This window comes from Kitasatospora sp. NPDC057542 (assembly GCF_042801945.1).
Taxonomy (GTDB): domain Bacteria; phylum Actinomycetota; class Actinomycetes; order Streptomycetales; family Streptomycetaceae; genus Kitasatospora.
Map to the genome: position 1 here is coordinate 1 of NZ_JBHVFE010000085.1, position 24,362 is coordinate 24,362.

Genomic DNA, 24,362 nt, shown 5'->3' on the forward strand with positions numbered 1-24,362 from the left:
TTCGACATCCGCCCGGCCCGGCTTTGTTTGGCCGTTCCTCAAAATATCCGCAAATTCGCCGTCCCGGATGTGCACAAGAGCCTTCACAACCCCTAGGCTCAGGGCACATGACTGCTGCTATATCCGCTGACGGCATCCGACAGCGGTACGGGGATGTGCAGGCCGTCGACGGGGTTTCCTTCACCGTCGAGGCCGGCGAGTTCTACGGGATCCTGGGCCCCAACGGCGCCGGGAAGACCACCACGATGGAGATCCTGGAGGGCGTCCGGAAACCGGACGAGGGTCGGGTCCAGCTCCTGGGCATGGAGCCCTGGCCGCGCAATCCGAAACTGCTGCCGCGAATCGGCGTGCAGTTCCAGGCATCCGCTTTCTTCCGGAAACTGACGGCCCGGGAGACCATCCGCACCTTCGCGTCGTTCTACGGGGTCGGCCCCAAGCGGGCCGACGCGATGCTGGAGCGGGTCGGCCTCTCGGACAAGGCCGAGACCCTGACCGACCAGATGTCCGGCGGCCAGGCCCAGCGCCTGTCGATCGCCTGCGCACTGGCCCACGACCCGGAGCTCGTCTTCCTGGACGAGCCCACCACCGGCCTGGACCCGCAGTCCCGGCGCAACCTCTGGGACCTCCTGCGGGACATCAACGCCGAGGGCCGCACGGTCGTGCTGACCACGCACTACCTGGACGAGGCCGAGGTGCTCTGCGACCGGGTCTCGATCATGGACCACGGCAAGATCCTGCACACCGGCGCCCCGGCGGCGCTGATCCGCGAGATCGACGACACCGTCCGGATCAGCGTGGCCTCCGGCCAGCTCCCGCTCGACCGGGCCCGGGAACTGCTGACCGCGGCCGGCGCCGACATCGCCACCCTGGAGGACGACACCGTCTCGCTCTCCGTCTCCACCCGCCTCCCCGCCCCGGTGCTCGGCGTCCTGGCCGAGCAGAACGCACTGCGCGGCCTGGAAGTGCGCGGCGCCACCCTGGAGGACGTCTTCCTCCAGCTGACCGGACGGGAGTTCCGCGCATGACCGCCACCATCCCCACCGAGCCGCAGTCCCCCGCCCGGCGCGGCGGCCCGGCCGCCGGCGAGCGGGAGCGGGTCAGCGCGTTCTGGAGCCTGTCCCGCGCCATGCTGCTCGGGATGAAGCGCGACCGCACCGCGACCTTCTTCATCCTGCTGTTCCCGCTGGTGTTCCTGGTGTTCTTCGGCAGCGTGACCAAGAGCTCCGGCAGCCCGCACGCCAAGGTGGCGCAGGTCGGCGCGGTGAAGCTGTTCGACTCGATCCAGGGCGACGAGCGGGCCGGGCTGGACAAGGTCCTCACCATCACGAAGACCGACGACGAGGCCGCCACGCTGGAGAAGGTCCGCAAGGGTGACTACGACGCGCTGATCAAGCAGGGCCCGGACGGCAAGGTCGAGCTGCGCTACACCGCCGCCGACCAGGTCCGCGCCGGCGCGCTCCAGGGCATCCTCAACTCGGTGGTCCAGAACGCCAACCAGGCGGCCACCGGCCAGAAGCCGGCCTTCGTGCTGGACTCCCAGCAGGTCGAGGACAAGTCGCTCAAGCCGATCCAGTTCCTCACCCCCGGCCTGCTCGGCTGGGCCGTCGCCACCGGCGCGGTGTTCGGTGCCGCGCTGACCCTGGTCAACTGGCGCAAGACCAAGGTGCTGCGCCGGCTGCGGCTGGCCCCGATCAGTGCCGGCACCGTGGTCAGCTCCCGGATCCTGGTCTCGCTGCTGACCGCGTTCCTGCAGACCGCCGTCTTCCTGGTGGTCGCGACCAGCTTCTTCGGGCTCAAGCTCACCGGCAACTGGTGGCTGGTCATCCCGCTGGTGGCCTGCGCGACGCTCGCCTTCATGTCGATCGGCCTGCTGGCCGGCTCGGTCGCCAAGACCGAGGAGGCCGCCAACGGCATCTCACAGATCATCGTGCTGCCGATGTCCTTCCTGTCCGGCTCGTTCTTCCCGCTGGACGGCGCCCCGGGCTGGCTGAAGGCCGTCTCCGAGGTCATGCCGCTGCACTACCTGGTCAGCTCAGCCCAGTCGGTGCTCACCCGCGGTGGGGGCGTCATGGACGCCCTGCCGACCATGGGCGGCCTGCTGCTCTTCGCGGCCGTGCTGACCGGCATCTCCTGGAAGCTGTTCCGCTGGGAGGACTGACCGTCCCCGGTTGACATCCACTGGTCCCGACGGGGGCGTACGCCTTTGGTCCCGGTGTACGCCCCCGTCGGCGTCTGCGACCATGGTCGGGTGAGAGAGATCCGGCGAGGCACGTTGAGCGAGGAGACCTTCTACGACCAGGTCGGCGGTGAGCCGACCTTCCGGCGGCTGGCCCACCGGTTCTACGAAGGCATCGCCGAGGACGAGTTGCTGCGGCCGATGTACCCCGAGGAGGACCTCGGGCCGGCCGAGGAGCGAATGGCCCTCTTCCTGATGCAGTACTGGGGTGGCCCGCGCACCTACAGCGAGCGGCGCGGCCACCCGCGGCTGCGGATGCGGCACGCGCCGTTCAAGGTCGACAAGGCCGCACACGACGCCTGGCTCACCCGCATGCGGGCGGCCGTGGCGAGCCTGGAGCTGCCGGCCGAGCACGAGCGGCAGCTGCTCGAGTACCTGACCTACGCCGCCGCCTCGATGGTCAACACCCCGGGCTGAGCCCGTTCCCGGAGCCCGTGCGCCGGAGCCCGTGCGCCGGGCTGCCGGACCGGGGGCCGACGGCCGGCGCTACCGGACCGGGCTGAGCCCCAGCCCCGCGCCCGGCGCGGCCACGGTGCGCACCGCCACCGAACCCGCCGGGGCGCTCAGCCGCAGCCAGCCGCCCGCCCGGTGCACGGTCAGCGGGGCTCCGGGCTTCAGGAAACCGATCACGTACGCGGCGTGCAGCGCGCGCAGCGGCAGTTCGGGCAGCGCGGTCACCGGGCGGGACCAGATCTCGTCGGCCAGCGCGTCCAGCGCCGCGCGGCTGCGGTGGTGCGCCGGGACGGCCTCGCTGCGCTCGCGGAACTCCTGCACCCCGGCCATGAGTTCGGGGTACACCTCGGCCGCCGGCGGGGCACCGACCGGCCGCCAGCCGGTGCGCGGCGGCAACAGTCCCGCCCAGGCCGGGCCGGTCACCGGCGCGGGCAGCGCGACGGCGCCCGCCTCGGCGTCCACGCCGTCCAGCAGTTGGCCCGCCGAGACGGTGAGGTCCACCGGCTCGTCCAGGCCGCCCAGCCGCACGGTGCGGATCGCCAGCGCGCCCGAACCGCCCAGCGGCAACCGTCCGAAGACCGCCAGCACGCCGTCCCCGCCGCCCTGGCCCACCGCCTGGAGCCGGACGGCCGCCGCCCGGTCGAAGCGCAGCAGGCGCAGCAGGAAGGCGGAGAGGTCGGCGGCCTCCCCGGTGTCGGCCAGGGCGAGACGGGCGGTGATGGTCACAGCGGTTCAGCTCGAATCGTCAGATGGGGTCAGACGGCGGCGACTGCCGGCTCTTCGTCCATGAAGCGGCCGAGGAACTCCCGCTCCACCGGCGAGATCCGGCGCGGCCGGCCCTCGGCCAGATCGTAGGGGACGACCACGGTGGACGCCCGGACGTACACGATGTCGCTGCCGTCCTCGGCAACGTCCTTGATCTCGTACGAGACGGTCAGCGAGGCGCCGCCGATCTTCGTCACCCAGGTCTCGACGGTGACCGGCTCGGGCCGGTGCACCAGCGGACGCTTGTAGTCGATCTCGTGGCGCGCCACCACCGAGCCGCCCGCGAACTCCCCGGCGCCGGCCGCGGCGGCCTGGGTGAACATGAAGTCGATCCGGGCCTCCTCCAGGTAGCGCAGGAAGACCACGTTGTTGACGTGCCCGAAGGCGTCCATGTCGGACCAGCGCAGCGGGCAGGCGTAGATGTGGCGAGCCACGGGAGTTCTCCTCGGTGTCCGGTCGCCCGCCGCCGTGCACCGCCGGTGCGGCGGACGGTGGCGACGGGCCGCGGCCCGGCAGGCCGCCCCGGAGGGCAGTCTGCCGGGCCGTCGTGACGGCTGGGTGTCAGCCTCGGGTCAGCTTCTTGTAGGTGGCCCGGTGCGGACGGGCGGCGTCGGCGCCGAGCCGCTCGATCTTGTTCTTCTCGTACGACTCGAAGTTGCCCTCGAACCAGAACCACTTGCTGTCGCCCTCGTAGGCGAGGATGTGGGTGGCCACTCGGTCCAGGAACCAGCGGTCGTGGGAGATGACCACGGCGCAGCCGGGGAACTCCAGCAGGGCGTTCTCCAGCGAGGAGAGCGTCTCGACGTCGAGGTCGTTGGTGGGCTCGTCGAGGAGCAGCAGGTTGCCGCCCTGCTTGAGGGTGAGCGCCAGGTTCAGACGGTTGCGCTCACCACCGGAGAGCACACCGGCCGGCTTCTGCTGGTCCGGGCCCTTGAAGCCGAAGGCCGACACGTAGGCGCGGGACGGCATCTCGACCTGGCCGACGTTGATCCAGTCCAGACCGTCGGAGACGACCTCCCAGAGGGTCTTCTTCGGGTCGATGTTGGAGCGGGTCTGGTCGACGTAGCTGATCTTGACGGTGTCGCCGACCTTGACCGTGCCGCTGTCCGGGGTCTCCAGGTCCTGGAGCATCTTGAACAGGGTGGTCTTGCCGGCGCCGTTCGGGCCGATGATGCCGACGATGCCGTTGCGCGGCAGGGTGAAGCTCAGGTCGTCGATCAGGACCTTCTCACCGAAGGCCTTGTTGAGGTTCTCGACCTCGATGACGACGTTGCCCAGGCGCGGGCCCGGCGGGATCTGGATCTCCTCGAAGTCCAGCTTCCGCATCTTGTCCGCCTCGGCGGCCATCTCCTCGTAGCGGGCCAGACGGGCCTTGGACTTCGCCTGGCGCCCCTTGGCGTTGGAGCGGACCCACTCCAGCTCCTCCTTGAGGCGCTTGGCGCGCTTCGCGTCCTTCTGCCCCTCGACCTTGAGACGCGACTGCTTGGTCTCCAGGTAGGTGGAGTAGTTGCCCTCGTAGCCGATGGCGCGGCCGCGGTCGAGCTCCAGGATCCAGCCGGCCACGTTGTCCAGGAAGTACCGGTCGTGGGTGACGGCCACGACGGTGCCCTTGTACTTGGCCAGGTGCTGCTCCAGCCAGTTCACCGACTCGGCGTCCAGGTGGTTGGTGGGCTCGTCGAGCAGCAGCAGGTCCGGGGCCTCCAGCAGCAGCTTGCAGAGCGCGACGCGGCGCTTCTCGCCACCGGAGAGCTTGGTGACCGCCCAGTCGCCGGGCGGGCAGCCCAGGGCGTCCATGGCCTGCTCCAGCTGGGCGTCCAGGTCCCAGGCCTCGGCGTGGTCCAGCTCCTCCTGGAGCTTGCCCATCTCGTCCAGCAGGGCGTCCGAGTAGTCGGTCGCCATCAGCTCGGCGATCTCGTTGAAGCGGTCGAGCTTCCCCTTGATCTCCTTGACGCCGTCCTGGACGTTCTCCAGGACCGTCTTGGACTCGTCCAGCGGCGGCTCCTGGAGCAGCATGCCGACGGTGAAGCCGGGCGAGAGGAAGGCGTCGCCGTTGGAGGGCTGCTCCAGGCCGGCCATCATCTTCAGCACGGTGGACTTACCGGCACCGTTGGGGCCCACGACGCCGATCTTCGCTCCGGGGAGGAAGCTGAGCGTCACGTCGTCAAGGATGACCTTGTCTCCGTGAGCCTTGCGCACCTTGCGCATCGTGTAGATGTATTCCGCCACGTGAGATCGCTCCGGCGTCGTCGGGAGTAATTCGGCTTGCAGCCTTCCATTGTGCCGCACCCGGCCCGGAGCCCCGAATCGCCCGGGTGACCCCACGGGGGTATCCGCAGCCGCTCTCCACCGGCAGGAGCCCCGCGGCCCGGTTCCCCCTCCGCCACGGCCGTCCCGCACCCGGAACCACGGCGGCCCGGCTCGGCCCCTCGGTCCCCTCACCACGGCCGACGCCCCTGCCCGCCCCGCGCCGCACAGCGCGACGGCCCGGCTCCCCGCAGCGGGTGCGGGGAGCCGGGCCGGTTGCCGCTCTCAGGGTCTCGGGAGGTCAGTGCCTCCCGGCCCGCTCGGGCGGTTCAGTCGGTTCAGGCGGTGCTGCGACCGTGGCGGCCGCGACGGCGCAGGACGAAGACGGCGGCGCCACCGGCCACGACCAGGCCACCGGCGACGGCGGCGAGGATCGGGGTCGAGTCATTGGCACCGGTCTGGGCCAGGCCACCGGTGCCGGGGGCGGCGCTGGTGGTCGCCGGGGCGGGCTGGCCGGCGCCGTTGCTCGGGGTGCCCGACGGGGTCGCGACCGGCGTGCCGGACGGGGTCGCGGCCGGGGTGCTCGGGGCCGGGGTCGGGGTCACGCCGACCTTGCAGTCCAGGACGCCGGTGAACTGCTTGGAGTAGCCGTTCGGGCCCGTGACGGTGAAGTCGTAGCGGGTCTTCTCCTCGACCTTGACGAGCACGCTCTCGGTCTTGCCCGGCTGGACGGCGACCTGCTGCTTGCCGACCGTGACGGTGGCGGCCTCGTCACCGGTGTTGGTGACGGACACCCGCACGCCGCCCGCGGCGCACTCCTCCTTGGCGGTGCTGTCGATCAGCGCGCCCTTGCCCTGCTTCCAGGTGGCCTTGGCGCCGGCCGCGACGTTCACCTTGGTGGAGCCGGCCAGGATCATGGTCTGGCTGTGGCGGCCCTTGTTGTCCACCTTGCTCATGAAGACCCGGCCGCTGAGGACGTTGGCCTCGGCGGTGGCGTTGATGGCGGCCTTGCCGTCCGGGGTGCCGGCCGGCACGTCCAGGTACAGCGGGGTGTCCTTGCCGATCGGGCCGGCCAGGGCGCCGTTGACCGGCTTGTTGTCCTTGTCCAGCAGCTTGATCTTGTCCGCGGCGTCACCGGTGACGGTCAGCTTGACCTCGTTCGCGCTGGAGTTCAGCAGGAACGGGCCGAGCTTGCCGCCCGACTTCCCGGAGACGGAGTCCGGGGAGAGGGTCAGCGAGGGCTTGGGCTCGGCCGCGACGCCCTTGTTGGCGTCGCCGACCAGGTAGTCGCGGAGCTTCTTGGCCTTCTCGTTGCGCGGCGTGGCGTTCTTGTTGTCCGAGAACTTCCAGATCGCGGCCTGGGTGCCCGCGGCGGCGTCCTCGTCGCTCAGCTTGTCCACGTGGATGGCCGTGGCCAGGGAGGCCAGGCTCGCCTGCGGGTAGGAGTTGTCCAGGATCCAGCGGATCTTGGGGGCGTTGGCGTTGCTGTTGAGGGAGCTCGACGCCCAGTCCGCCTCGTGGTACTTGGCGGCGCTGTCCAGGTAGACCGGGTTGTCGAAGTCGATGCAGTACGTCCGGAGCTTCTCGCCCGCGTCCGTCTTGAGGGTGAACAGGCCGCCGTCGACGGTCCGGCCGTCGACGTCGATCTTCTCGCCGAGCATCTCGTTCTGAACCTCGGCGGTCACGCCCGAGGCCGGGGTGTCGGCCGCGGCCGCCGCACCGGCCGTGAACAGGCCACCACCCAGCGCCAAGCTGGTCGTGAGCATGACAGTGGTTATCCGGGACAGACTCCGCCCCTGCCTCTGGAACATCTGGGATCCCTCCGGGCCGAGCCGCACCGAGTGGGCGGCCCGCCGACTTGCCGTTCCGCGCGTGCCTCCTGTGGCACTGCTGCGGTATGAACCAGACGAATCCTATTGAGCCCCGGAGGCCCCGAGCTCCCCATGCGAAATCAGGACGATTCCGTATCTGGATCGTTATCAATCCCCTCAGGTCCCACACAAGTTGACGGTCGACCGGAAAACCGCCGGCCGTTTTCCGTTATCCGGTCGGATTGCGCGTGCGGGCGCAACAACCTTCTCGATCAACATATTTGTCGACAGGGAAGGCCATCGACCCGTCAGGTCAGGGCGCCCGCGGCGTCACCTCCCCGCTCCCTCCCGGCCACGTCGCCCGACTCCCCCGTGGCCGGCCGCCCACCCGGCGGCAGCGCCCGCACGACGGGGGCCGCGACCGCCGCCGGGGCCGCCGAGGAGGACGCCCCGGACGCCGCCGCGGAGCCCCTGCGCGCCTCCACCGCGCTGACGATCCACTCCGGCACCACCTCGCTCCCGGCCTCCGCCCCGGCCGGCCCGGCGCCACCCGGCGGCTGCCCGCGCACCCCCGCCGCCCACCGGAACGCCGTGGTGCCACGGGTGAGATCGTGCCCGACCGATCGGGCGTCGATCTCGGCCCGACTCCGCTTCACCTCTCCGTCCATCCACTCGCGCACCCGCAGCCGGCCGCTCACCAGCACCGGATCGCCCTTGGCCAGCGAACCGATCAGGTTGACCGCCAGCGCCCGCCAGGCCGTCACCGCCACCCACTGCGTCTCGCCGTCCACCCAGCACTCGCGCTGCCGGTCGTACCGCCGCTCGGTGCAGCCGAGCCGGAAGTTGGCCATCGGCACCCCGCCGCTCGTTTCGCCGTAGCTCACCTCCGTCGCCACATTGCCGATCACCGTCACGTGCGTCTCGCTCACGGCACACCCTCCGTTCTCGCCGATGCACCGTACGGAATCGATCGGTGCGCCTTGAGCGTGCACTTCGGAAGAAATCCCGGCGACCGACTTCCGAAATCCTGTGGATAACTCGGGCCTGTGGAACTGCTGTCACTCGCGGGGGTGAATTTCAGCGTTCCGCCGCCGCTTCGCCCCCCATCTCTTCGCGGCCATGACAACAAACCCGCTGCTCCTCGCCCCGACGGCACACCCGGGAGCCCGCCCCGGAACCCGCCCGGGAACGCTCTCCGGAACGCACCCCGGCGGGCGTTCGCGCACGTCATCCGACCGGCGCAACCGCGATTAAGGCCCCCCACCCGCACCGTCGGCGACACATTCTCCGTGCCGAATCCATAACGGGTGAGGAGGCAGCCCCGTAACGACTGCACAACGTCCGGCTCGGAACACTCCCAGACCGCTGCACTCACGGCCTTCACCTGCGATTATCGGACCGCTCCACCGAACCGACACACCAACGGCGGTGTCGTCACACCCAGCCTGGGAACCGGACACCCTTATCCTGTCCCCGACAGGGCGAGGGCCCACCACCCCCACCCTCAGGTACGGGGCCGGACAGCGTGCGCCCCGGCGCCCGCCAGCCCGATCCCGGCCACGGTCGCGCCCACCAGGGCGCCGCCCGCCCCGCCCCCATAGCTCAGCGGATAGAGCACCCGCCTTCTAAGCGGTAGGTCGCAGGTTCGAATCCTGCTGGGGGCACCACCCGCCGATTTCGCAGGCCGTCGCGTCGGCGGACACTTTCCGTGGCCGTTTCGGGCCATTCGGTCATCACTCGCGCCAACCGCCCTGCACACCCGTCGCACGGAACTCGTGACCGTACGTGTCGTGGCCGCCGCGGAAACGGGGGCCGAAAACGGGGTCAACCGGAACAAGCGGAATTCCCGGTGAATCCCCGCCCGAACGCACCGGTCCACCCACCGACCGGGCCGCCCCCGACCGGGCCGGGACGGACCGCTCCGCCCCCGACCGGACCACCCCGGCCTACGCCGCCAGTCCGGCCAGATAGGCGTCCAGCAGCTCCGTCTGCCGCTCCGCCGGGAAGTCCTCCGGGGCGAACAGCGCCTGGACCACCAGGCCCAGCACGAAGGCCTGCGCCCCCGCGGCGAGCGCGGCCGGGTCGGCCTGCGCCGGGAGCTCCCCCAACCGCTGGGCGTCCGCGACGTGCTCCGTGAGTGCCGTGCGCGAGCGCGCGTAGCGGCCCGCGTGCGCGGCCGCCAGCTCCGGGTCGGCCAGGGCGTGGTCCCAGGAGCCGACCCAGATCCGGTTGTCGGCCGCGGACTCGCCGTCCAGCGGCAGGACGTCCAGCAGCGACGCCCGCACCCGGGCCAGCCCGGCCGGCGGCAGGCTGCCGTCGGTGGGGGCGGTGCGCCGGGGCCGGGCCAGCGAGCGCCGGTCCAGCTCCTCCAGCGCATGGCTCAGCAGCGCCCGCTTGTTCGGGAAGTAGTGCGTCAACAGCCCGGTGGAGGCACCCAGTTCGGCGGCCACCGCGCGCAGGGTCAGCCCCTCGAAGCCGCGGGTGGAGAGCACTCGCCACACCCCCTCGGAGACTTCCGAGCGGCGGGCGTCATGGTCTCCACGGGCCGGTGTCATGGGGGCTATCGTACATACCAAACGTTTGTTATGAATGATCCAGCCAACCTCAGCACCCCCCGTGAAAGGCCGCCCGTGTTTGCCGTACCGCTCACCGAGAACGCCGAACTGCGCCCGCTGGAGCCCTGGCAGGCCCCCGAGTTCCTGACCCACCTCGACCGCGCCCGCGCCCACACCGACCCGTGGATCCCGTGGGCCACCTTCTCGGTCGACCTGGACTCCGCCCGCGCCACCCTCCAGCGCTACGCCGACGGCCTGGCCGCCGACCAGAAGCGGATCTACGGCATCTGGCTGGACGGCACGCTGGTCGGCGGCGTGATGTTCGTGCACTTCGACGCCCAGTCCGGCGTCTGCGAGATCGGCGCCTGGACCGAACCGGCCGGCGAGGGCCACGGGCTGATCACCGCCGCCGTCAAGCAGCTGCTCGACTACGCCTTCGTCACCCGCGGCATGCACCGCGCCGAGTGGTGGTGCTCCTCCGTCAACGCCCGCAGCCGGGCGGTCGCCGAGCGGCTCGGCATGACCCGCGACGGCGTGCTGCGCGAGTGGTACCCGTACAACGGAGTCCGCTACGACAAGGAGATCTGGGCCATCCTGGCGCCGGAGTGGACCAGCCGGGCCTGAAGGGCCCGGACCGGGTGCGACGCCGGGCCCGGTGGACTCCCCGTCCACCGGGCCCCGCACCCCGCCGCCGGCCCCCGGCCGCCGGCCCGTCAGGCGGTCGACGCCTCCTCGGCCGACCGCAGCCGCAGCACGCACACCAGTGCCAGCGCCAGCACCCCGCCCGCCGACAGGAAGACCACGTCCACCGCGTCCGTGAAGCTGCGCACCGCGTGCTCGTGCGCCGCACCGGTCAGCGCCCGGACCGCGCCGAGCGGCCGCCCCGGCTCACCCGCCTCGAAGACCCGGGACAGCACGGTGCCGAACAGCGCCGCGCCGAGCGCGCTGCCGAGGCTCTGGAAGAACCGGATGCCGGTGGTCGCCACGCCGAGCTGGTGCCGGGGCGCCGCCTCCTGCACCACCGTGATCAGCCGGCCGATCAGCTGCCCCAGCCCACAGCCCAGCAGGGCGAGTTCGGCCAGCACGGCCCACAGCCCGGTGTCCGGCCCGCTGAGGCCGAGCAGGGCGAGGGCCAGCGTCGCGCAGGCCGCGCCGACCGCCAGGAAGGTCCGGGTCGGGTGGCCGCGCCCGGTCAGCCGGCCGACCACGATCCCGGCCGCCGTCATCCCTGCCGCCATCGGGATCAGGTAGAGGCTGGCCGCGGTCGGGGCGACGCCCCGGGCGACCTGGAGGTAGAGCATCACGTACATGATCGAGCCGATCATGCCCATCCCGACCAGGCCCTGGATCGCGAAGCCCAACCGCACCGCGCGGATCCGGAACAGCGAGAGCGGCAGCACCGGCTCGGCGGCGGTGGCCTGGCGCCACAGGAAGAGGCCGAACGCGCCCAGGGTCGCGGCGGACAGCCCGAGGATCACCGGGGACGTCCAGGCGTGCTCCTTGCCGCCCCACTCGGTGACCAGCAGCAGCCCGGTCGCGAAGGCCGCGGCAAGGGCCGCGCCGACGAAGTCCAGGCTCCGGCGGCCGGTCGCCGGCGGCAGCTTGACCACCAGGGCGACACCGACCAGGACCAGCAGCCCCAGCGGCAGGTTGATGTAGAAGATCCAGCGCCAGCTGAGGCGGTCGGTGAACAGCGCGCCGACCAGCGGCCCGACCGCCATGCCGAGGCCCGCGATGATCCCGCCGATCGCCCCGCCCTTGCCGCCGCCGCGCTCCTCGGGGTCCTTGAACTGGGCGATGACCACCATGGTGACGCTCATCAGCCCGCCGCCGCCGATGCCCTGCACCGCCCGGAAGGCGATCAGCTGGTCCATCGACTGCGCCGCCCCGCAGAGCGCCGAACCGAGCAGGAAGGTGCCGACGGCCCCGAGCAGCACACGCTTGGCGCCGTACGCGTCGCAGAGCCTGCCGTACAGCGGCAGCAGCGCGGTGGCGGCCAGGGCGAACGCGCTGACCAGCCAGGGCAGCCGGTCGACCCCGTGGACGGGGTCGAGGTCCCGGACGATCGGCACGGTGGCCGCCGACACGATGTTCATGTCGAGCACCGCCAGCACGATCGTGACCAGGCAGAGCAACATGCCCAGCCCGCGCTGGGCCCGGGTCATCAGGGCGGGTGCGGTCGGGTCGGACGCGGTCGGCGCGGGTGCGCCCAAGGTGTCGGATGGCATCGGAAAGTCCCCCGGAATCAGTGGAGTCGGGCCCGGACCGGCGTGGTCGGGCGGGCTCGGCATCACCATGGCAAACTTTTTATACCTGGTCAATTCTTCATCCAGATCAATCATTCAGCCGAGTCAATCTTTGATCCTGGTACAGTTCCCCTCATGGCGACCCGCACCGGCATGAACCTCGGCCGCGACATCGATCTCGACGCGCTCCCGCTGCGCGAGCGCAAGAAGATCCAGACCGGCATCCGGATCTGGCGCACCGCGATCGCCCTGTTCGCCGAGCGCGGCTTCGACCAGGTCTCGGTGGCCGAGATCGCGGCCGCCGCCGAGGTGTCCAAGATGACCGTCTTCAACTACTTCCCGAGCAAGGAAGACCTGGTCATGGGCCCCATGGAGCAGCACCTCGACGAGCCGGCCGAGGTGGTGCGCGAGCGCGCCCCGGGCACCTCGGCGGTGGCGGCGCTGCGTGAGCAGTACCTGTCCGCGCTGGAACGGTTCGACCCCGCCACCGGACTGAGCGACCAGCAGGTCGTGCTCGACGTGATCCGGCTGATCCATCACACGCCCGCCCTGCTGATGCGCGCCACGGCCGGCTTCGACCACCGGGCGCAGTCCCTGCTGACGGCCGAACTCCTCGCCCAGGACCCGGACCACGACGAGCTGACCGCGCGGATCGCCGCCGCTCAGCTGCTGGCCACCCGCCTGGCGCTGACCGGCGAGAACCAGCGCCGGATGATGGCCGGCGAGAGCGCCGCCGACGCCCTGCCCGAGGCCCTCGACCGGGCCCGCCGCGCCTTCGCCCTGGTCGAACACGGCCTCGGCGGCTACTGCGCCCGCACCGCCTGAGAGAGTTGGCGCACCACGACCGACCGGAGGTGCGCATGGACCAGCCGCTGCTCACGCGGGACCGCTCCGCCCTGCCCGCCCAGGCCGAGGGCCTCAACGCGTACGTCGGCGAGGACGGCGTCGCGGTCCTGGAGTTCACCCGCCCGCACCGCCGCAACGCGGTGACCCTGGCGATCTGGCAGGCGCTGCCCAAGGTGCTGGAGCAACTGGCCGGCCACGGTGGCGTGCGCGTCCTGCTGCTCACCGGGGCCGGCAACACCTTCAGCGCGGGCGCGGACATCGCCGAACTCTCCGAGGTGTACGGCGATCCGGACCGCGCGGAGGCGTACCACGCGACCAACGTCGCCGCCGAGGAGGCGCTGGCGGCCTTCCCCCACCCGACCCTCGCCGTGGTGCACGGCGCCTGCGTCGGCGGCGGCTGCCAACTGGCCGTCGCCTGCGACCTGCGGTTCGTCGCCGAGGAGGCCCGGCTCGGGATCACCCCGGCCAAGCTCGGCGTGGTCTACCCGGCGGTGCCGACCGTACGGCTGGCCCGGCTGATCGGCCCGGCCCGGGCCAAGTACCTGCTGTTCTCCGGCGAGTTGGTGACCGGCCGGGACGCGCTGCCGCTGGGTCTGGCCGAACGCGTCCTGCCGGACGCCGAACTGGACGCCGCCGCGCTGGACTTCGCCCGGCTGCTGACCCGCCGCTCGACCCACACCATCGGCGCGGCCAAGGCCGTCCTGAACGCCCCGCCCGAGCAGGCCGACGAGGTCCTGGCCCCCTGGCTGCTCCGCTCCCGGGAGGGCTCGGACGTCCGCGAGGGCCTGGCCGCCTTCCTGCAGGGCCGCCCCGCCCGGTTCTGAGCCGGGCCCGCCACCGGGCCGGGGAGCCGGCGGACGGGGCCGCACCGACACCCGTACGATCATCCGGCCGGAATCCGTCCGCCCCTTCACGCCCCCGGAGCACCCACCCCGATGACGACCGAGGCCGAGGCCGCGCCCGCCCCCACCCCCCGGACGATCCGGGCCCGCCGCATCACCGACGGCCTCGAACCGAAGAACGTGATCATCGTGCTGCTCCCCTTGCTGGGCGGCCTCCGCTACGGCTGGCCGGGCATCGGCTGGGCGGTGTTCGCCGCCCTGTTCGCCGCCGTCGTCCCGACCCTGTTCATCCGGCGCGGCATGCGCCAGGGCACGGTGGCGGACCGTCACGTCGGCCACCGGCAGCGCCGGCTGACCGTCCTCCCGTTCATCATGGGCTCGGTGCTGCTCAGCTTCGCGGTGATGATCGGACTGGACGCCCCGGCCGACCTCACCGCACTGGTGCTGGCGATGTTCGCCTCGCTGATCCCGATCCTGGTGATCACCGCCTGGTGGAAGGTCTCCGTGCACACCGCCGTGGCCACCGGCGCGGTGGTCTGCCTCGCCATCGCGCTCGGCCCGCTCTGGCTGCTGCTCGGACCGCTGGTCCCGGCGATCGGGTGGTCCCGGGTGGTGCTGCGGGACCACACCACCGCGCAGACGGTCGTCGGCTCGGCGGTGGGCGCGCTCGCCGCCGGGCTCACCTTCTGGGCCGCCCGGTAGCGGGCCGCCCACCGGCGGACCGCCCGCCGACCGGCTGACGGATCGGCTAGCGGATCGGCATCCCCGAGATCGCCCGGGCGATCACCAGCCGCTGGATCTCGCTGGTCCCCTCGAAGATCGAGTAGATCGCGCTGTCCCGGTGCATCCGCTCCACCGGGTACTCCCGGGTGAAGCCGTTGCCGCCGAGGATCTGCATCGCCTGCGCGGTCACGTACTTGGCGGTCTCGCCCGCGTACAGCTTGGACATCGAGCCCTCGGCCGCGGTGAACGGCCGGTTGTTGACCGCCATCCAGGAGGCCCGCCACACCAGCAGCCGGGCCGCGTCGATCCGGGTCCTCATGTCGGCGAGCTGGAAGGCCACGCCCTGGTTGTCGATGATCGGCCGGCCGAACTGCTCGCGGGTCTTCGCGTAGTCCAGCGCCACCTCGTACGCGGCCCGGGCGATGCCGATCGCCTGCGCGCCGACGGCCGGGCGGGAGGCCTCGAAGGTGGCCATCGCCGCGTTGCCCTTGCCGCCCGGGCGCTTGACCCCCTCGCGGGCCCGGGCCAGCCGCTCGTCCAGCTTGTCCTTGCCGCCGAGCAGGCAGCTGCCGGGCAGCCGGACGCCGTCCAGCACCACCTCGGCGGTGTGCGAGGCGCGGATGCCGTGCTTCTTGAACTTCTGGCCCTGGCTCAGCCCCGGGGTGCCGGGCGGGACGACGAAGGAGGCCTGGCCCTTCGCGCCGAGCTCCGGGTCGACGGTGGCCACCACCACGTGCACGGCGGCGATCCCGCCGTTGGTGGCCCAGGTCTTGGTGCCGTCGAGCACCCACTCGTCCTTGGCCTCGTCGTACACCGCCCGGGTGCGCAGCGCCGAGACGTCGGAGCCGGCGTCCGGCTCGGAGGAGCAGAAGGCGGCCACCTTGACGTCCTCCGGCGTGCCGAACATCTGCGGGGTCCAGGTGCCGATCTGCTCGTCGGTGCCGTTGGCCAGCACCGCGACGGCGGCCAGGGTGGTGCCGACGATGGACAGCCCGATGCCCGCGTCGCCCCAGAACAGCTCCTCCATGGCGATCGGGATGCCGACGCCGGAGGGGTCGAAGTACTGCTGGGCGTAGAAGTCCAGCGAGTAGATGCCCAGCTTGGCGGCCTCCTGGATGACCGGCCAGGGGGTCTCCTCGCGCTCGTCCCACTCGGCCGCGGCCGGTCGCATCACGTCGGCGGCGAAGCCGTGCAGCCAGTCGCGTACGGCGAGCTGGTCCGCGCCCGGGTCCAGCGAGAACGTGCTGCTCATGGTGCTTGCCTCCGAAGACGTGTGCGGCCGACCAGGGTGTTACCTCCGGTAACATCGTCGGAGTCTGCTACTGATTGGTAACCGGTGTCAACGCCCAGGCAGACCCCGCCGAACCCGACCGCGAGGAGCAGCGCATGTCCCGAGAGCCCCGCCGCGAGCAGCTGCTCAACGCCGCCGACCGGGTCATCCAGCGCGAGGGGCCGGGCGCCAGCATGAACGCCATCGCCGCCGAGGCCGGCATCACCAAGCCGATCCTCTACCGCCACTTCGGCGACCGGAACGGCCTCATCGGCGCCCTGACCGAGCGCCACACCGGCGGACTGCTGGCCGCCGTCCGGGCCGCCCTCGCCGAGCCGCTGGAGCGCCGCGACCGGGTCGAGCACGTACTGGACACCTACCTCGCCGGCATCGAGGCCCGCCCCCAGGTCTACCGGCTGCTCACCCACCCCGAGCCGGGCGACCCGAACGGCGCCGGCAACGCGCTCGCCCCCGCGCTCAAGCAGATCGCCGAGGAGATCACCCGGGCCGTGCAGAGCCAGGTCGACCTCGGCGCCGACCGCGACCTGCTCGCCGAGGCCTGGGGCCGGGGCATCACCGGCATGGTGCTGGCCGCCGGGGACTGGTGGCTGGAGACCAGGCCCTGCTCACGCACCCGGATGGTGCAGGCGCTGGCGGACCTGCTCTGGGGCCGGCTGGCCGCCGCCGCGGACCTGCCGACCGCCGTCCTGCCGCCCGCGCCCGCCGAGCCGCAGGCCCAGAACGCCAACTGAACTCCCCTCGCGCGTAAGGCCCTTGCCTGCGCAAGCCTTGTGTGCACGACCCTTGTGCGGCGGGCGGCAGCACGGGCATCATCGGGCCCCACCCCCACCCCCGCCGTGTGAGGTCCCCGATGCGCCTGCGCCGCACCGCCGTCGTCCTGCTGCTCGCCGCCACCGCCGCCCTCACCGCCGTCCCGGCCTCGGCCCACGGCGGACAACCGGACCGCTTCCCCACCGGCACCGTCACCGCCGCCGACGGCCGCACCGCCCTCACCGACGCCGAGGGCCGCCGCCTGCGACTGCGCGGCTTCAACCTCGACAAGTACGCCGAGGCCACCGCCGCCGACCTCGACGCCGTCGCCGCCCAGGGCTTCACCCTGGTCCGGCTGCCGGTCTCCTGGACCAGGCTGGAGCCCGAGCGCGGCCGTCTCGACCCCACCGAGCTGCACCGCCTCCAGCGGCTCCTCGACCGGGCCGACCGGCTGGGCCTGCTGGTCCTGGTCGACTTCCACCAGGACGTCTACGGGCCGAAGTTCGGCGGCGGCACCAACGGCATCCCCGTCTGGGCCACCCGGGACGACGACCTGCCGTTCACCCCGGACCCGGACGACTGGTTCGCCGGCTACTTCCAGCCCGCCGTCCAGGCCGCCTTCCGCCACCTCTACGACGACCCCGACCTGCGCGCCTGGCAGGCCGACTTCTACACCCGGCTCGCCCGCGAACTGCGCGGCCACCGCTCGCTGCTGGGCTACGACCTGTTCAACGAGCCGTTCGGCCCGGTGGACGGCGACCCGAGCGACCCGGCCGTGCTGGCCGCCGCCTCCGCCGCCCTGGAGCAGGGCCGGCTCGCCGACATGTACCGCCGCCTGATCGCCGCCGTGCGCCGCTCCGACTCCCGCGCCTGGCTGTTCGTCGAGCCGACCGTGCTGGTCGGCCAGGGCGTGCCCACCCAGCTGCCCGGCTTCGCCGACCCGCGCCCCGGCGCACCCCGGCTCGGCTACGCCCCGCACTTCTACGACACCGCGGTCGAGGGCGGCGCCGACTGGAACCCCGCCGACGGCTTCGTGGAGCAGTACACCGCCGCGATCACCGGCTACCCGGCCGCCCACCGCCTGCCCGTCCTGGTCGGCGAGTGGGGCCCGCCCGACTCCCGCACCCCGGGCAACTCCGAGCTGGTCCGCCGTCAGGTCGCCGCGATGGACGGCTTCGCCGAGGGCTGGACGATGTGGTACTGGTGCCGGGGCAACGGCGGCTACTGCGCGCTCGACCCGGCCGGACGCCCCGCCCCCGGCGACGAACCCGCCTTCGGCCCCTACCCGGTGGCCGTCGCGGGCACCGACGTCCGCGTCGACGGCGCCACCGTGCGCTGGCGCGCCGACGGCACCGGGCGCGGCAGCGAACTCCTGCTGCCCCCGGCCGCGTTCCCGCACGGCGCCCGGGTCGCCGTCTCCCCCGCCGACGCCCGGGTCGAGGTCGTGCAGCCGACGGACGGACGTGCGGGAACCGTACGCATCCGGCTCCCGCACGCCCGCCCGGGCACGACCGTGACGGTCTCGCTCACCGCCCGTTAGGGCCCGTCCTGTCGATCGGCCCGGCCCCGGGAACGACCGGCAGGACGGGCCCTGGTCACACCAGCCCCCGACGGACCAGCAGCGGCCCGGTCTCGGGCGCCCGGCCGACCACCGCGCGGAAGGACTCCAGCGGGTCCCGGCTGAACCCGCGCGCCAGCAGCTCGCGCCGGAACAGCTCACCGCTCTCCCGCACCGGGCGCCCGTTGCCCTCGAACCACTGCACGGTGTCGGCGTCCAGCACCTCCGACCAGATGTACGCGTAGTACGCCGCGCTGTAGCCGCTGGCGAAGATGTGCTGGAAGTACCCCGTCCGGTAGCGCGGCGGGATCGCGTCCACCGCGATCCCGGCCGCCGCGAGCGCCCGCGCCTCGAACTCCTCGGCGTCCGCGATCCCCTCGCCCTGCGGCACGGTGTGCCACGCCCAGTCCAGCAGGGTGGCCGCCAGGTACTCCACCGTCCGGAAGCCCTGCCCGAAGCCCTCGGCCGCCGTCATCCGCTCGACCAGCTCGGCCGGCAGCGGCTCCCCGGTCGCGTGGTGGCGGGCGTAGTTGGCCAGCACCTCCGGCCGGACCATCCACATCTCGTTGACCTGCGAGGGGAACTCGACGAAGTCCCGGGGCACCGAAGTGCCCCAGAACAGCGGGTAGCGCACGTCCGAGAACAGGCCGTGCAGCGCGTGCCCGAACTCGTGGAACAGCGTGCGCACCTCGTCCCAGTCCATCAGCGCCGGCTCGCCGGGTGCCGGACGCGGGATGTTGAGGTTGTTCAGCACCACCGGCCGCTGCCCGGTCAGCCGGGACTGGGCGACCAGCTCGGACATCCACGCGCCGCCGCGCTTGGACGCCCGGGCGTGGAAGTCTCCGATGAACAGGCCCAGCGGGCTGCCGTCCTCCTCGAACACCTCGTAGACCCGCGCGTCCGGGTGGTGGGCCGTCAGGTCCGGCCGCTCCGTGAAGGTCACCCCGTACGCCAGGTTCGCGGCGAAGAACACGCCGTCCCGCAGCACCCGCTCCAGCTCGAAGTACGGACGCAGCACCGCCGCGTCCACCTGGTAGGAGCTCTGCCGGACCTTCTCCGAGTAGTACGCCCAGTCGTGCGCGGCGATCTCCCCGATCCCGTCCGCGGCGGCCTCCCGGGCCAGCTCCCCGGCCTCCCGGCGGGCCATCGCCACGGCCGGGCCGACCAGCCGGGACAGCAGCGCGGAGACCGCCTCGACGGTGCCGGCCGTCTCGTCCGCCACCACGTACGCCGCGTGGCTCGGGTACCCCAGCAGCGCGGCCCGCTCGGCGCGCAGCGCGGTCATCCGGATCGCCAGCGGGCCGTTGACCTCGACGCCCCGGCCGAGCGAGGCGGCCAGCAGCCGCTCGCGCACCGAGCGGTCGGTGAGCTGGGCCAGCTCGGCCTGACCGGAGGTGTTCCGCACGCTCAGCACGTACTTCCCCGGGTGGCCGAGCACCCGGGCGTTCTCCGCGGCACCGGCGATCGCGCCCTCGGAGAGCCCGGCCAGCTCCTCGGCGGAGTCCAGGACCAGCGCCGCGGCCCGGGTGTCGGCGTTCACGTTCTGCTGGAACGTGGTGCCGAGTGCGGCGAGTTCGGCGTTCAGCTCGCGCAGCCGGGCCTGCTCGGCCGCGCCCAGCCGGGCGCCCGAGCGCACGAAGGCGGTGTACCGGCGCTCCAGCAGGCGCAACGACTCCGGGTCCAGGCCGAGCCCGGCGCGCTGCTCGTACAGCGCCTCGATCCGGGCGAACAGCGCGAGGTCCAGGTGGATCGCGTCGTGATGGGCGGCGAGCAGCGGGCTCACCTTCGCCTCCACCTCGTCCAGCACGTCGGTGGTGTCCGAGGAGGACTGGTTGAGGAACACCGCGGCCACCCGGCGCAGCAGCGCCCCGGAGCGCTCCAGGGCCACCAGGGTGTTCTCGAAGGTCGGCCGGCTCCGGTCGGCGGTGATCGCCGCGATCTCGGCCAGCTGCTCGGCCATCCCCCGCTCGTACGCGGGCAGGTAGTGCTCCTCGCGGATCTCGGCGAACGGCGGGAGCTCGTAGACCAGCGGACTGGCCTGGAAGAACGGGTTCTCGGTCATTTCGCGAACCATACGCCGTGTCCCCCGCCCTGCCCACGCGCTTTCCCGCCCGTTGCAGATGCCTGCTTGCCATCCGTTGTCGTACCCACCCGTTAACGTCGACGCCGCGGACCCGTCGGTCGCGGGCCGCTGCGCGCCCGCGCCCCGTACCCGTCCCCGCACGCCCGACCGCGCGCCGGAGAGGAGCAGCCCCCGTGGCACCCAGGACCGCCCTCGCGCCCGACCCGCACGGCCCCGGCGGCCGGCTCCAGCCGCTGGACGACGCGGGCGCCCCGCTCGGCCCGCCGGAGGCCGTCCGCGACCTCGCCGCCGCCGTCGCCGCCAAGGAGGCCGCCGGGAGCGACCGTCGGCCCGGGACGCGCTGGGTCTGGGCCGCCGCCGACTCCGGGTACGCCCCCCTGCTGCCGCGTCTGCCCGACCGGCTCGCCCGCTGCCACGACCTGCGGCTGGTCGAGGCGCTGCTGCTGGCGCACGAGGGCCGGTTCGGCGCGCCCCGCTCGCTCGGCGCCGCCTGGTCCCGGCTGCGCGGCCTGCCCGTCCCGGAGGACCTGCCGGAGCCCGGCCTGGCCGAGGCGGACGGCGGCCAGGACACCCTGTTCACCCCCGACCGGCTGCAACTGCCGCCCGGCGCCGACCCGCTGACGGCCGTGGTCGCCGTCCACGCCGAACAGCAGCGCCGGATCGCCGCCATCGCCGACCCGGGCGCCCGGCAGCGGTTCCGGCTGCTGGTCGCCGCCGAGTCGGCCGGCGCCCTGGTGGCCGCCGAGATGGCCCACGACGGGCTGCCCTGGCGGGCCGACGTCCACGACCGGCTGCTGACCGAACTGCTCGGCCCCCGCCCGACCGTCCCCGGCACCCAGCCCAGGATCCTCGCCGAGCTCGCCGTCGACCTCCAGCAGGCCCTCGGCGCCAAGCCGTTCAACCCCGACTCGCACACCCAGGTGCTGCGCGCCTTCGCCGAGGCGGGCATCCAGCTGGGCTCCACCCGCTCCTGGGAGCTCAAGGGCATCGACCACCCGGCCGCGCAGCTGCTGGTCCGCTACAAGGAGCTGTCCCGGATCCACGTCGCGCACGGCTGGGCCTGGCAGGACGCCTGGGCCCGCGGCGGCCGGTTCCGGCCCGAGTACGTGGTCGGCGGCGTGGTGTCCGGCCGCTGGGCCAGCCGCGGCGGCGGCGCCCTGCAGATCCCGCGCATCCTGCGCCGCGCCGTGGTCGCCGACCCGGGCTGGCTGCTGGTCGTCGCCGACGCCGCCCAGCTGGAACCGCGGGTGCTCGCCGCGCTCTCCCAGGACACCGGGCTGGCCCGCACCGCCGCCGGCGGCGACCTGTACGAGGCGCTCGCCGCCCACGCCTTCCAGGGCGACCGGGACAAGGCCAAGCTCGGCCTGCTCGGCGCCATGTACGGGCAGACCAGCGGCGACATCGGCCCGCTGCTGAACACCCTGCACCGCCGCTACCCGGCCGCCATGGGCTACGTGGAGGCCGCCGCCCGCACCGGCGAGGACGGCGGCGTGGTCGCCTCCCGGCTCGGCCGGGTCTGCCCACCGGCCTCCGCCGACTTCCTCGACCTCACCGAGGCCGAGACCGCGGGCGAGGCCGGCGGCCGCACCGCCCGCGCGCGCGGCCGCTTCACCCGCAACTTCGTCATCCAGGCCAGCGCCGCCGACTGGGCGCTGGCCCTGCTCGCCGCGCTGCGCCGCCGGCTGAACGAACTGCCCGCGGCGAGCCCTGCGGACCGCCCGCACCTGGTGTTCTTCCAGCACGACGAGGTGATGGTGCACACCCCGGCCAACCTCGCCGACGAGGTGGCCGCCGCCGTCGCCGGGGCGGCCGACGAGGCCAGCCGGCTGGTGTTCGGCGACACCCCGGTGCGCTTCCCGCTCAGCACCGCGGTGGTGGACTGCTACGCCGACGCGAAGTAGCCGCTACAGCTTCCGGAAGGAGCGCGCGTCCTCGGCCGCCGCGACCACCTCGGCCAGCCCCGCCCCGGTCGAGGCGGTGACGGCGGCGGCCACCGCGCCCTCCACGAACGGCGCGTCCACCAGCTTCACGTTCGGGCGCGGCTCGTCCTCCAGCACCGTGACGGCGGTGAGCACCGAGCTGCCGAGGTCCGGCAGCACGACCACGCCCGCCCCGGCGTCGGCCCGCTCGATCGCCCCGGCGATCAGGTCGTAGCTGGTGCCCAGCCCGCCGTCCTCGGTGCCGCCCGCGACGACCACCCGCACACCGTCCGAGGCGAGTTCGCCGAGCAGCTCGCGCAGCCCCTCCGCGAGCCGGGCGCTGTGCGAGACCAGAACAATGCCCACGTTTTCGCTCATGTCCGCGACCCTACGGCCGGATCCCGCTGCTCCGGGAGAGTGATCGGAATCCCGCGTGTCGCACCCCGTGCCCGCCACCCCCGTCTGGCGTAGCGTCGGGGCAACGGCGTCGACCGCCGTGGCGTCCTCACCAAGGGAGCGAGAGCGTTGAAGAAGCTGATCAACACCCCGGAGAGCGTCCTGGAGGACGCGCTGGCCGGAATCGCCGCCGCCCACCCGGAGCTGACGGTGGACGTCCCCAACCGGGTGATCACCCGGGCCGCCCGCCCGGCCGGGCCCAAGGTCGCCCTGATCTCCGGCGGCGGCTCCGGCCACGAGCCGCTGCACGGCGGCTTCGTCGGCCCCGGCATGCTCGATGCCGCCTGCCCCGGCGAGGTGTTCACCTCGCCCGTCCCGGACCAGATGCTGGCCGCCGCCAAGGCCGTGGAGACCGGCGCCGGCGTGGTCTTCATCGTGAAGAACTACACCGGCGACGTGATGAACTTCGAGCTCGCCGCCGAGCTGGCCGCCGAGGAGGGCCTGGAGGTCCGCACCGTCCTGGTCAACGACGACGTCGCGGTCGAGGACTCCACCTGGACGGCCGGGCGCCGGGGCACCGGCGCGACCGTGCTGGTCGAGAAGACCGCCGGCGCGCTGGCCGAGCGCGGCGCCCCGCTGGACGAGGTGGCCGCCCTGGGCGAGCGGGTCAACGCCGCCTCCCGCTCCTTCGCCGTCGCGCTCACCGCGGCCACCGTCCCGGCCGCCGGCAAACCCGGCTTCGACCTGCCCGAGGACGAGATCGAGGTCGGCGTGGGCATCCACGGCGAGCCCGGCCGCCGCCGCGAGAAGCTCCGTCCGGCCCGCGAACTGGCCGCCGAGGTGGTCGAGACCATCCTGACCGACCACCACCTGACTCCGGGCGACGAGGTGATCGCCCTGCTCAACGGCCTCGGCGCGACCCCACTGCTGGAGCTGTACGTGGTCTACGGCGAGGTCGCCGCCAGGCTCGCCGAACGCGGCATCACGGTGGCCCGCAGCCTGGTCGGCAACTACGTCACCAGCCTGGACATGGCGGGCTTCTCGCTCACCCTCACCAAGGCCGACGCCCAGCTGCTGGAACTCTGGGACGCCCCGGTCGACACCCCCGCCCTCAAGCGGGCCTAGAACGGGTCTTCGCCCGACCCGGCAGGACCCACAGAACGCTGACCCGACAGGACCCACAGGACGCGTCCTGATCCGCACCGAAGGAGACCGGATGGACCCCGACACCCCGCAGTTCGACATCCCGCTGGCCGAGGCCTGGATCCGCGCGATCGCCGCCGCCGTCGAGAAGGAGCAGTCCCGGCTCACCGAGCTGGACTCCGCGATCGGCGACGGCGACCACGGCAGCAACCTCCAGCGTGGCTTCGCCGCAGCCCTGACCGCCCTGGACGGCCTCCGGCCGGCCGGGCCCGGCGCCGTCCTCACCAAGACCGGCACCACGCTCATCTCCAAGGTCGGCGGCGCCTCCGGCCCGCTCTACGGCAAGGCCTTCCGCGCCATCGGCGCCGCCCTGCCCGAAGCGGCCGGCCCTGCCGACGTCGCCGAGGCCCTGTCGGCCGGCCTGGACGCCATCCGCCTGCTGGGCAAGGCCGAACCCGGCGACAAGACCATCGTGGACGCCTGGACCCCGGCCGTCGCCGC

General features: G+C 73.0%; 22 protein-coding genes and 1 tRNA gene. 13 read left to right on the forward strand and 10 right to left on the reverse strand.

Annotation, left to right across the window (positions count from 1 at the left end; all coding sequences use genetic code 11):
- The first annotated feature begins 107 nt into the window (after positions 1-107).
- The 3 genes from ACFU7Y_RS13820 to ACFU7Y_RS13830 all read left to right on the forward strand — a co-directional run bounded on the left by ACFU7Y_RS13820 (position 108) and on the right by ACFU7Y_RS13830 (position 2,653).
- Positions 108-1,025: an ABC transporter ATP-binding protein gene (locus ACFU7Y_RS13820; protein ID WP_224284854.1), complete on the forward strand. Its 918-nt coding sequence runs from the start codon at positions 108-110 to the stop codon at positions 1,023-1,025.
- Positions 1,022-2,158: an ABC transporter permease gene (locus ACFU7Y_RS13825; protein ID WP_224284853.1), complete on the forward strand. Its 1,137-nt coding sequence runs from the start codon at positions 1,022-1,024 to the stop codon at positions 2,156-2,158. Before ACFU7Y_RS13820 ends, ACFU7Y_RS13825 begins: the two co-directional genes overlap by 4 nt.
- Positions 2,159-2,248: 90 nt before the next feature.
- Positions 2,249-2,653, forward strand: a complete 405-nt coding sequence (locus ACFU7Y_RS13830; protein WP_380768001.1) for a globin — start codon at positions 2,249-2,251, stop codon at positions 2,651-2,653.
- A gap of 69 nt (positions 2,654-2,722) precedes the next feature.
- Here the strand turns inward: ACFU7Y_RS13830 and ACFU7Y_RS13835 are convergent, their stop codons facing one another.
- The 5 genes from ACFU7Y_RS13835 to ACFU7Y_RS13855 all read right to left on the reverse strand — a co-directional run bounded on the left by ACFU7Y_RS13835 (position 2,723) and on the right by ACFU7Y_RS13855 (position 8,438).
- Positions 2,723-3,415: a hypothetical protein gene (locus tag ACFU7Y_RS13835; protein ID WP_380768003.1), complete on the reverse strand. Its 693-nt coding sequence runs from the start codon at positions 3,413-3,415 to the stop codon at positions 2,723-2,725.
- 29 nt (positions 3,416-3,444) lie between these two features.
- On the reverse strand, positions 3,445-3,888 hold the full coding sequence (locus ACFU7Y_RS13840) for a thioesterase family protein (RefSeq protein ID WP_224284966.1): 444 nt from the start codon (positions 3,886-3,888) through the stop codon (positions 3,445-3,447).
- A gap of 127 nt (positions 3,889-4,015) precedes the next feature.
- Complete coding sequence (gene ettA, locus ACFU7Y_RS13845) at positions 4,016-5,680, reverse strand: energy-dependent translational throttle protein EttA (protein WP_224284965.1); 1,665 nt, start codon at positions 5,678-5,680, stop codon at positions 4,016-4,018.
- Positions 5,681-6,036: 356 nt separating this feature from the next.
- Positions 6,037-7,464, reverse strand: coding sequence for a Cys-Gln thioester bond-forming surface protein (locus ACFU7Y_RS13850; protein ID WP_224285335.1), 1,428 nt, complete (start codon positions 7,462-7,464; stop codon positions 6,037-6,039).
- 353 nt (positions 7,465-7,817) lie between these two features.
- Positions 7,818-8,438, reverse strand: coding sequence for a single-stranded DNA-binding protein (locus ACFU7Y_RS13855; protein WP_380768004.1), 621 nt, complete (start codon positions 8,436-8,438; stop codon positions 7,818-7,820).
- Positions 8,439-9,100: 662 nt separating this feature from the next.
- Between ACFU7Y_RS13855 and ACFU7Y_RS13860 the strand changes: the two genes are divergently transcribed.
- Positions 9,101-9,176: transfer RNA gene (locus tag ACFU7Y_RS13860), tRNA-Arg, on the forward strand.
- Positions 9,177-9,455: 279 nt separating this feature from the next.
- Here the strand turns inward: ACFU7Y_RS13860 and ACFU7Y_RS13865 are convergent.
- Positions 9,456-10,064 carry a TetR/AcrR family transcriptional regulator gene (locus ACFU7Y_RS13865; RefSeq protein ID WP_224281719.1) on the reverse strand — a complete coding sequence of 203 codons (609 nt, stop codon included), beginning with the start codon at positions 10,062-10,064 and terminating at the stop codon, positions 9,456-9,458.
- A gap of 75 nt (positions 10,065-10,139) precedes the next feature.
- On the opposite strand from ACFU7Y_RS13865, the gene ACFU7Y_RS13870 reads away from it, so the two are divergent.
- The gene (locus ACFU7Y_RS13870) at positions 10,140-10,688 is read left to right on the forward strand and encodes a GNAT family N-acetyltransferase (protein ID WP_224281718.1); all 549 of its coding nucleotides are present in this window, start codon (positions 10,140-10,142) and stop codon (positions 10,686-10,688) included.
- Positions 10,689-10,777: 89 nt separating this feature from the next.
- On the opposite strand, the gene ACFU7Y_RS13875 is transcribed toward ACFU7Y_RS13870, so the two are convergent.
- Entirely contained in the window at positions 10,778-12,292 is a 1,515-nt protein-coding gene (locus ACFU7Y_RS13875; RefSeq protein ID WP_308020239.1) for an MFS transporter, read from the reverse strand.
- A 153-nt stretch (positions 12,293-12,445) separates the two neighbouring features.
- Between ACFU7Y_RS13875 and ACFU7Y_RS13880 the strand changes: the two genes are divergently transcribed.
- The 3 genes from ACFU7Y_RS13880 (at position 12,446) to ACFU7Y_RS13890 (ending at position 14,700) form a co-directional block, all read left to right on the forward strand.
- Positions 12,446-13,135, forward strand: coding sequence for a TetR family transcriptional regulator (locus ACFU7Y_RS13880; protein ID WP_224281716.1), 690 nt, complete (start codon positions 12,446-12,448; stop codon positions 13,133-13,135).
- 35 nt (positions 13,136-13,170) lie between these two features.
- The gene (locus ACFU7Y_RS13885) at positions 13,171-13,980 is read left to right on the forward strand and encodes an enoyl-CoA hydratase/isomerase family protein (protein WP_224281715.1); all 810 of its coding nucleotides are present in this window, start codon (positions 13,171-13,173) and stop codon (positions 13,978-13,980) included.
- A 111-nt stretch (positions 13,981-14,091) separates the two neighbouring features.
- Positions 14,092-14,700: a hypothetical protein gene (locus tag ACFU7Y_RS13890; protein WP_224281714.1), complete on the forward strand. Its 609-nt coding sequence runs from the start codon at positions 14,092-14,094 to the stop codon at positions 14,698-14,700.
- Between the two features lie 46 nt (positions 14,701-14,746).
- Here ACFU7Y_RS13890 and ACFU7Y_RS13895 read toward each other — a convergent pair whose 3' ends face one another.
- Positions 14,747-15,973: an acyl-CoA dehydrogenase family protein gene (locus ACFU7Y_RS13895; protein WP_224281713.1), complete on the reverse strand. Its 1,227-nt coding sequence runs from the start codon at positions 15,971-15,973 to the stop codon at positions 14,747-14,749.
- Positions 15,974-16,107: 134 nt separating this feature from the next.
- On the opposite strand from ACFU7Y_RS13895, the gene ACFU7Y_RS13900 reads away from it, so the two are divergent.
- The gene (locus ACFU7Y_RS13900; protein WP_224281712.1) at positions 16,108-16,743 is read left to right on the forward strand and encodes a TetR family transcriptional regulator; all 636 of its coding nucleotides are present in this window, start codon (positions 16,108-16,110) and stop codon (positions 16,741-16,743) included.
- A gap of 119 nt (positions 16,744-16,862) precedes the next feature.
- Positions 16,863-18,302: a cellulase family glycosylhydrolase gene (locus tag ACFU7Y_RS13905; protein WP_224281711.1), complete on the forward strand. Its 1,440-nt coding sequence runs from the start codon at positions 16,863-16,865 to the stop codon at positions 18,300-18,302.
- A gap of 55 nt (positions 18,303-18,357) precedes the next feature.
- Here ACFU7Y_RS13905 and ACFU7Y_RS13910 read toward each other — a convergent pair whose 3' ends face one another.
- Positions 18,358-20,382, reverse strand: coding sequence for a M3 family metallopeptidase (locus tag ACFU7Y_RS13910; RefSeq protein ID WP_224281710.1), 2,025 nt, complete (start codon positions 20,380-20,382; stop codon positions 18,358-18,360).
- 194 nt (positions 20,383-20,576) lie between these two features.
- Here ACFU7Y_RS13910 and ACFU7Y_RS13915 point away from each other — a divergent pair, with 194 nt between their 5' ends.
- Positions 20,577-22,304 (forward strand): bifunctional 3'-5' exonuclease/DNA polymerase, encoded by a 1,728-nt coding sequence (locus tag ACFU7Y_RS13915; RefSeq protein WP_380768007.1) that lies wholly within the window; start codon positions 20,577-20,579, stop codon positions 22,302-22,304.
- A 3-nt stretch (positions 22,305-22,307) separates the two neighbouring features.
- On the opposite strand, the gene dhaM is transcribed toward ACFU7Y_RS13915, so the two are convergent.
- On the reverse strand, positions 22,308-22,700 hold the full coding sequence (gene dhaM, locus ACFU7Y_RS13920) for a dihydroxyacetone kinase phosphoryl donor subunit DhaM (RefSeq protein WP_224285193.1): 393 nt from the start codon (positions 22,698-22,700) through the stop codon (positions 22,308-22,310).
- 147 nt (positions 22,701-22,847) lie between these two features.
- On the opposite strand from dhaM, the gene dhaK reads away from it, so the two are divergent.
- Positions 22,848-23,843, forward strand: a complete 996-nt coding sequence (gene dhaK / locus ACFU7Y_RS13925) for a dihydroxyacetone kinase subunit DhaK (RefSeq protein WP_224285192.1) — start codon at positions 22,848-22,850, stop codon at positions 23,841-23,843.
- Between the two features lie 91 nt (positions 23,844-23,934).
- The coding region (gene dhaL / locus ACFU7Y_RS13930; protein ID WP_380768009.1) for a dihydroxyacetone kinase subunit DhaL at positions 23,935-24,362 on the forward strand (428 nt) is incomplete at its 3' end.

What these genes read in the sequence shown, in the direction of transcription:
- ACFU7Y_RS13820 (WP_224284854.1), top strand. Translation starts at nt 108, where the DNA reads ATGACTGCTGCTATATCCGCTGACGGCATCCGACAGCGGTACGGGGAT.
- ACFU7Y_RS13825 (WP_224284853.1), top strand. Translation starts at nt 1,022, where the DNA reads ATGACCGCCACCATCCCCACCGAGCCGCAGTCCCCCGCCCGGCGCGGC.
- ACFU7Y_RS13850 (WP_224285335.1), bottom strand. Translation starts at nt 7,464, where the DNA reads ATGCTCACGACCAGCTTGGCGCTGGGTGGTGGCCTGTTCACGGCCGGT.
- ACFU7Y_RS13865 (WP_224281719.1), bottom strand. Translation starts at nt 10,064, where the DNA reads ATGACACCGGCCCGTGGAGACCATGACGCCCGCCGCTCGGAAGTCTCC.
- ACFU7Y_RS13875 (WP_308020239.1), bottom strand. Translation starts at nt 12,292, where the DNA reads ATGCCATCCGACACCTTGGGCGCACCCGCGCCGACCGCGTCCGACCCG.
- ACFU7Y_RS13880 (WP_224281716.1), top strand. Translation starts at nt 12,446, where the DNA reads ATGGCGACCCGCACCGGCATGAACCTCGGCCGCGACATCGATCTCGAC.
- ACFU7Y_RS13885 (WP_224281715.1), top strand. Translation starts at nt 13,171, where the DNA reads ATGGACCAGCCGCTGCTCACGCGGGACCGCTCCGCCCTGCCCGCCCAG.
- ACFU7Y_RS13890 (WP_224281714.1), top strand. Translation starts at nt 14,092, where the DNA reads ATGACGACCGAGGCCGAGGCCGCGCCCGCCCCCACCCCCCGGACGATC.
- ACFU7Y_RS13895 (WP_224281713.1), bottom strand. Translation starts at nt 15,973, where the DNA reads ATGAGCAGCACGTTCTCGCTGGACCCGGGCGCGGACCAGCTCGCCGTA.
- ACFU7Y_RS13900 (WP_224281712.1), top strand. Translation starts at nt 16,108, where the DNA reads ATGTCCCGAGAGCCCCGCCGCGAGCAGCTGCTCAACGCCGCCGACCGG.
- ACFU7Y_RS13905 (WP_224281711.1), top strand. Translation starts at nt 16,863, where the DNA reads ATGCGCCTGCGCCGCACCGCCGTCGTCCTGCTGCTCGCCGCCACCGCC.
- ACFU7Y_RS13910 (WP_224281710.1), bottom strand. Translation starts at nt 20,382, where the DNA reads ATGACCGAGAACCCGTTCTTCCAGGCCAGTCCGCTGGTCTACGAGCTC.
- dhaM (WP_224285193.1), bottom strand. Translation starts at nt 22,700, where the DNA reads ATGAGCGAAAACGTGGGCATTGTTCTGGTCTCGCACAGCGCCCGGCTC.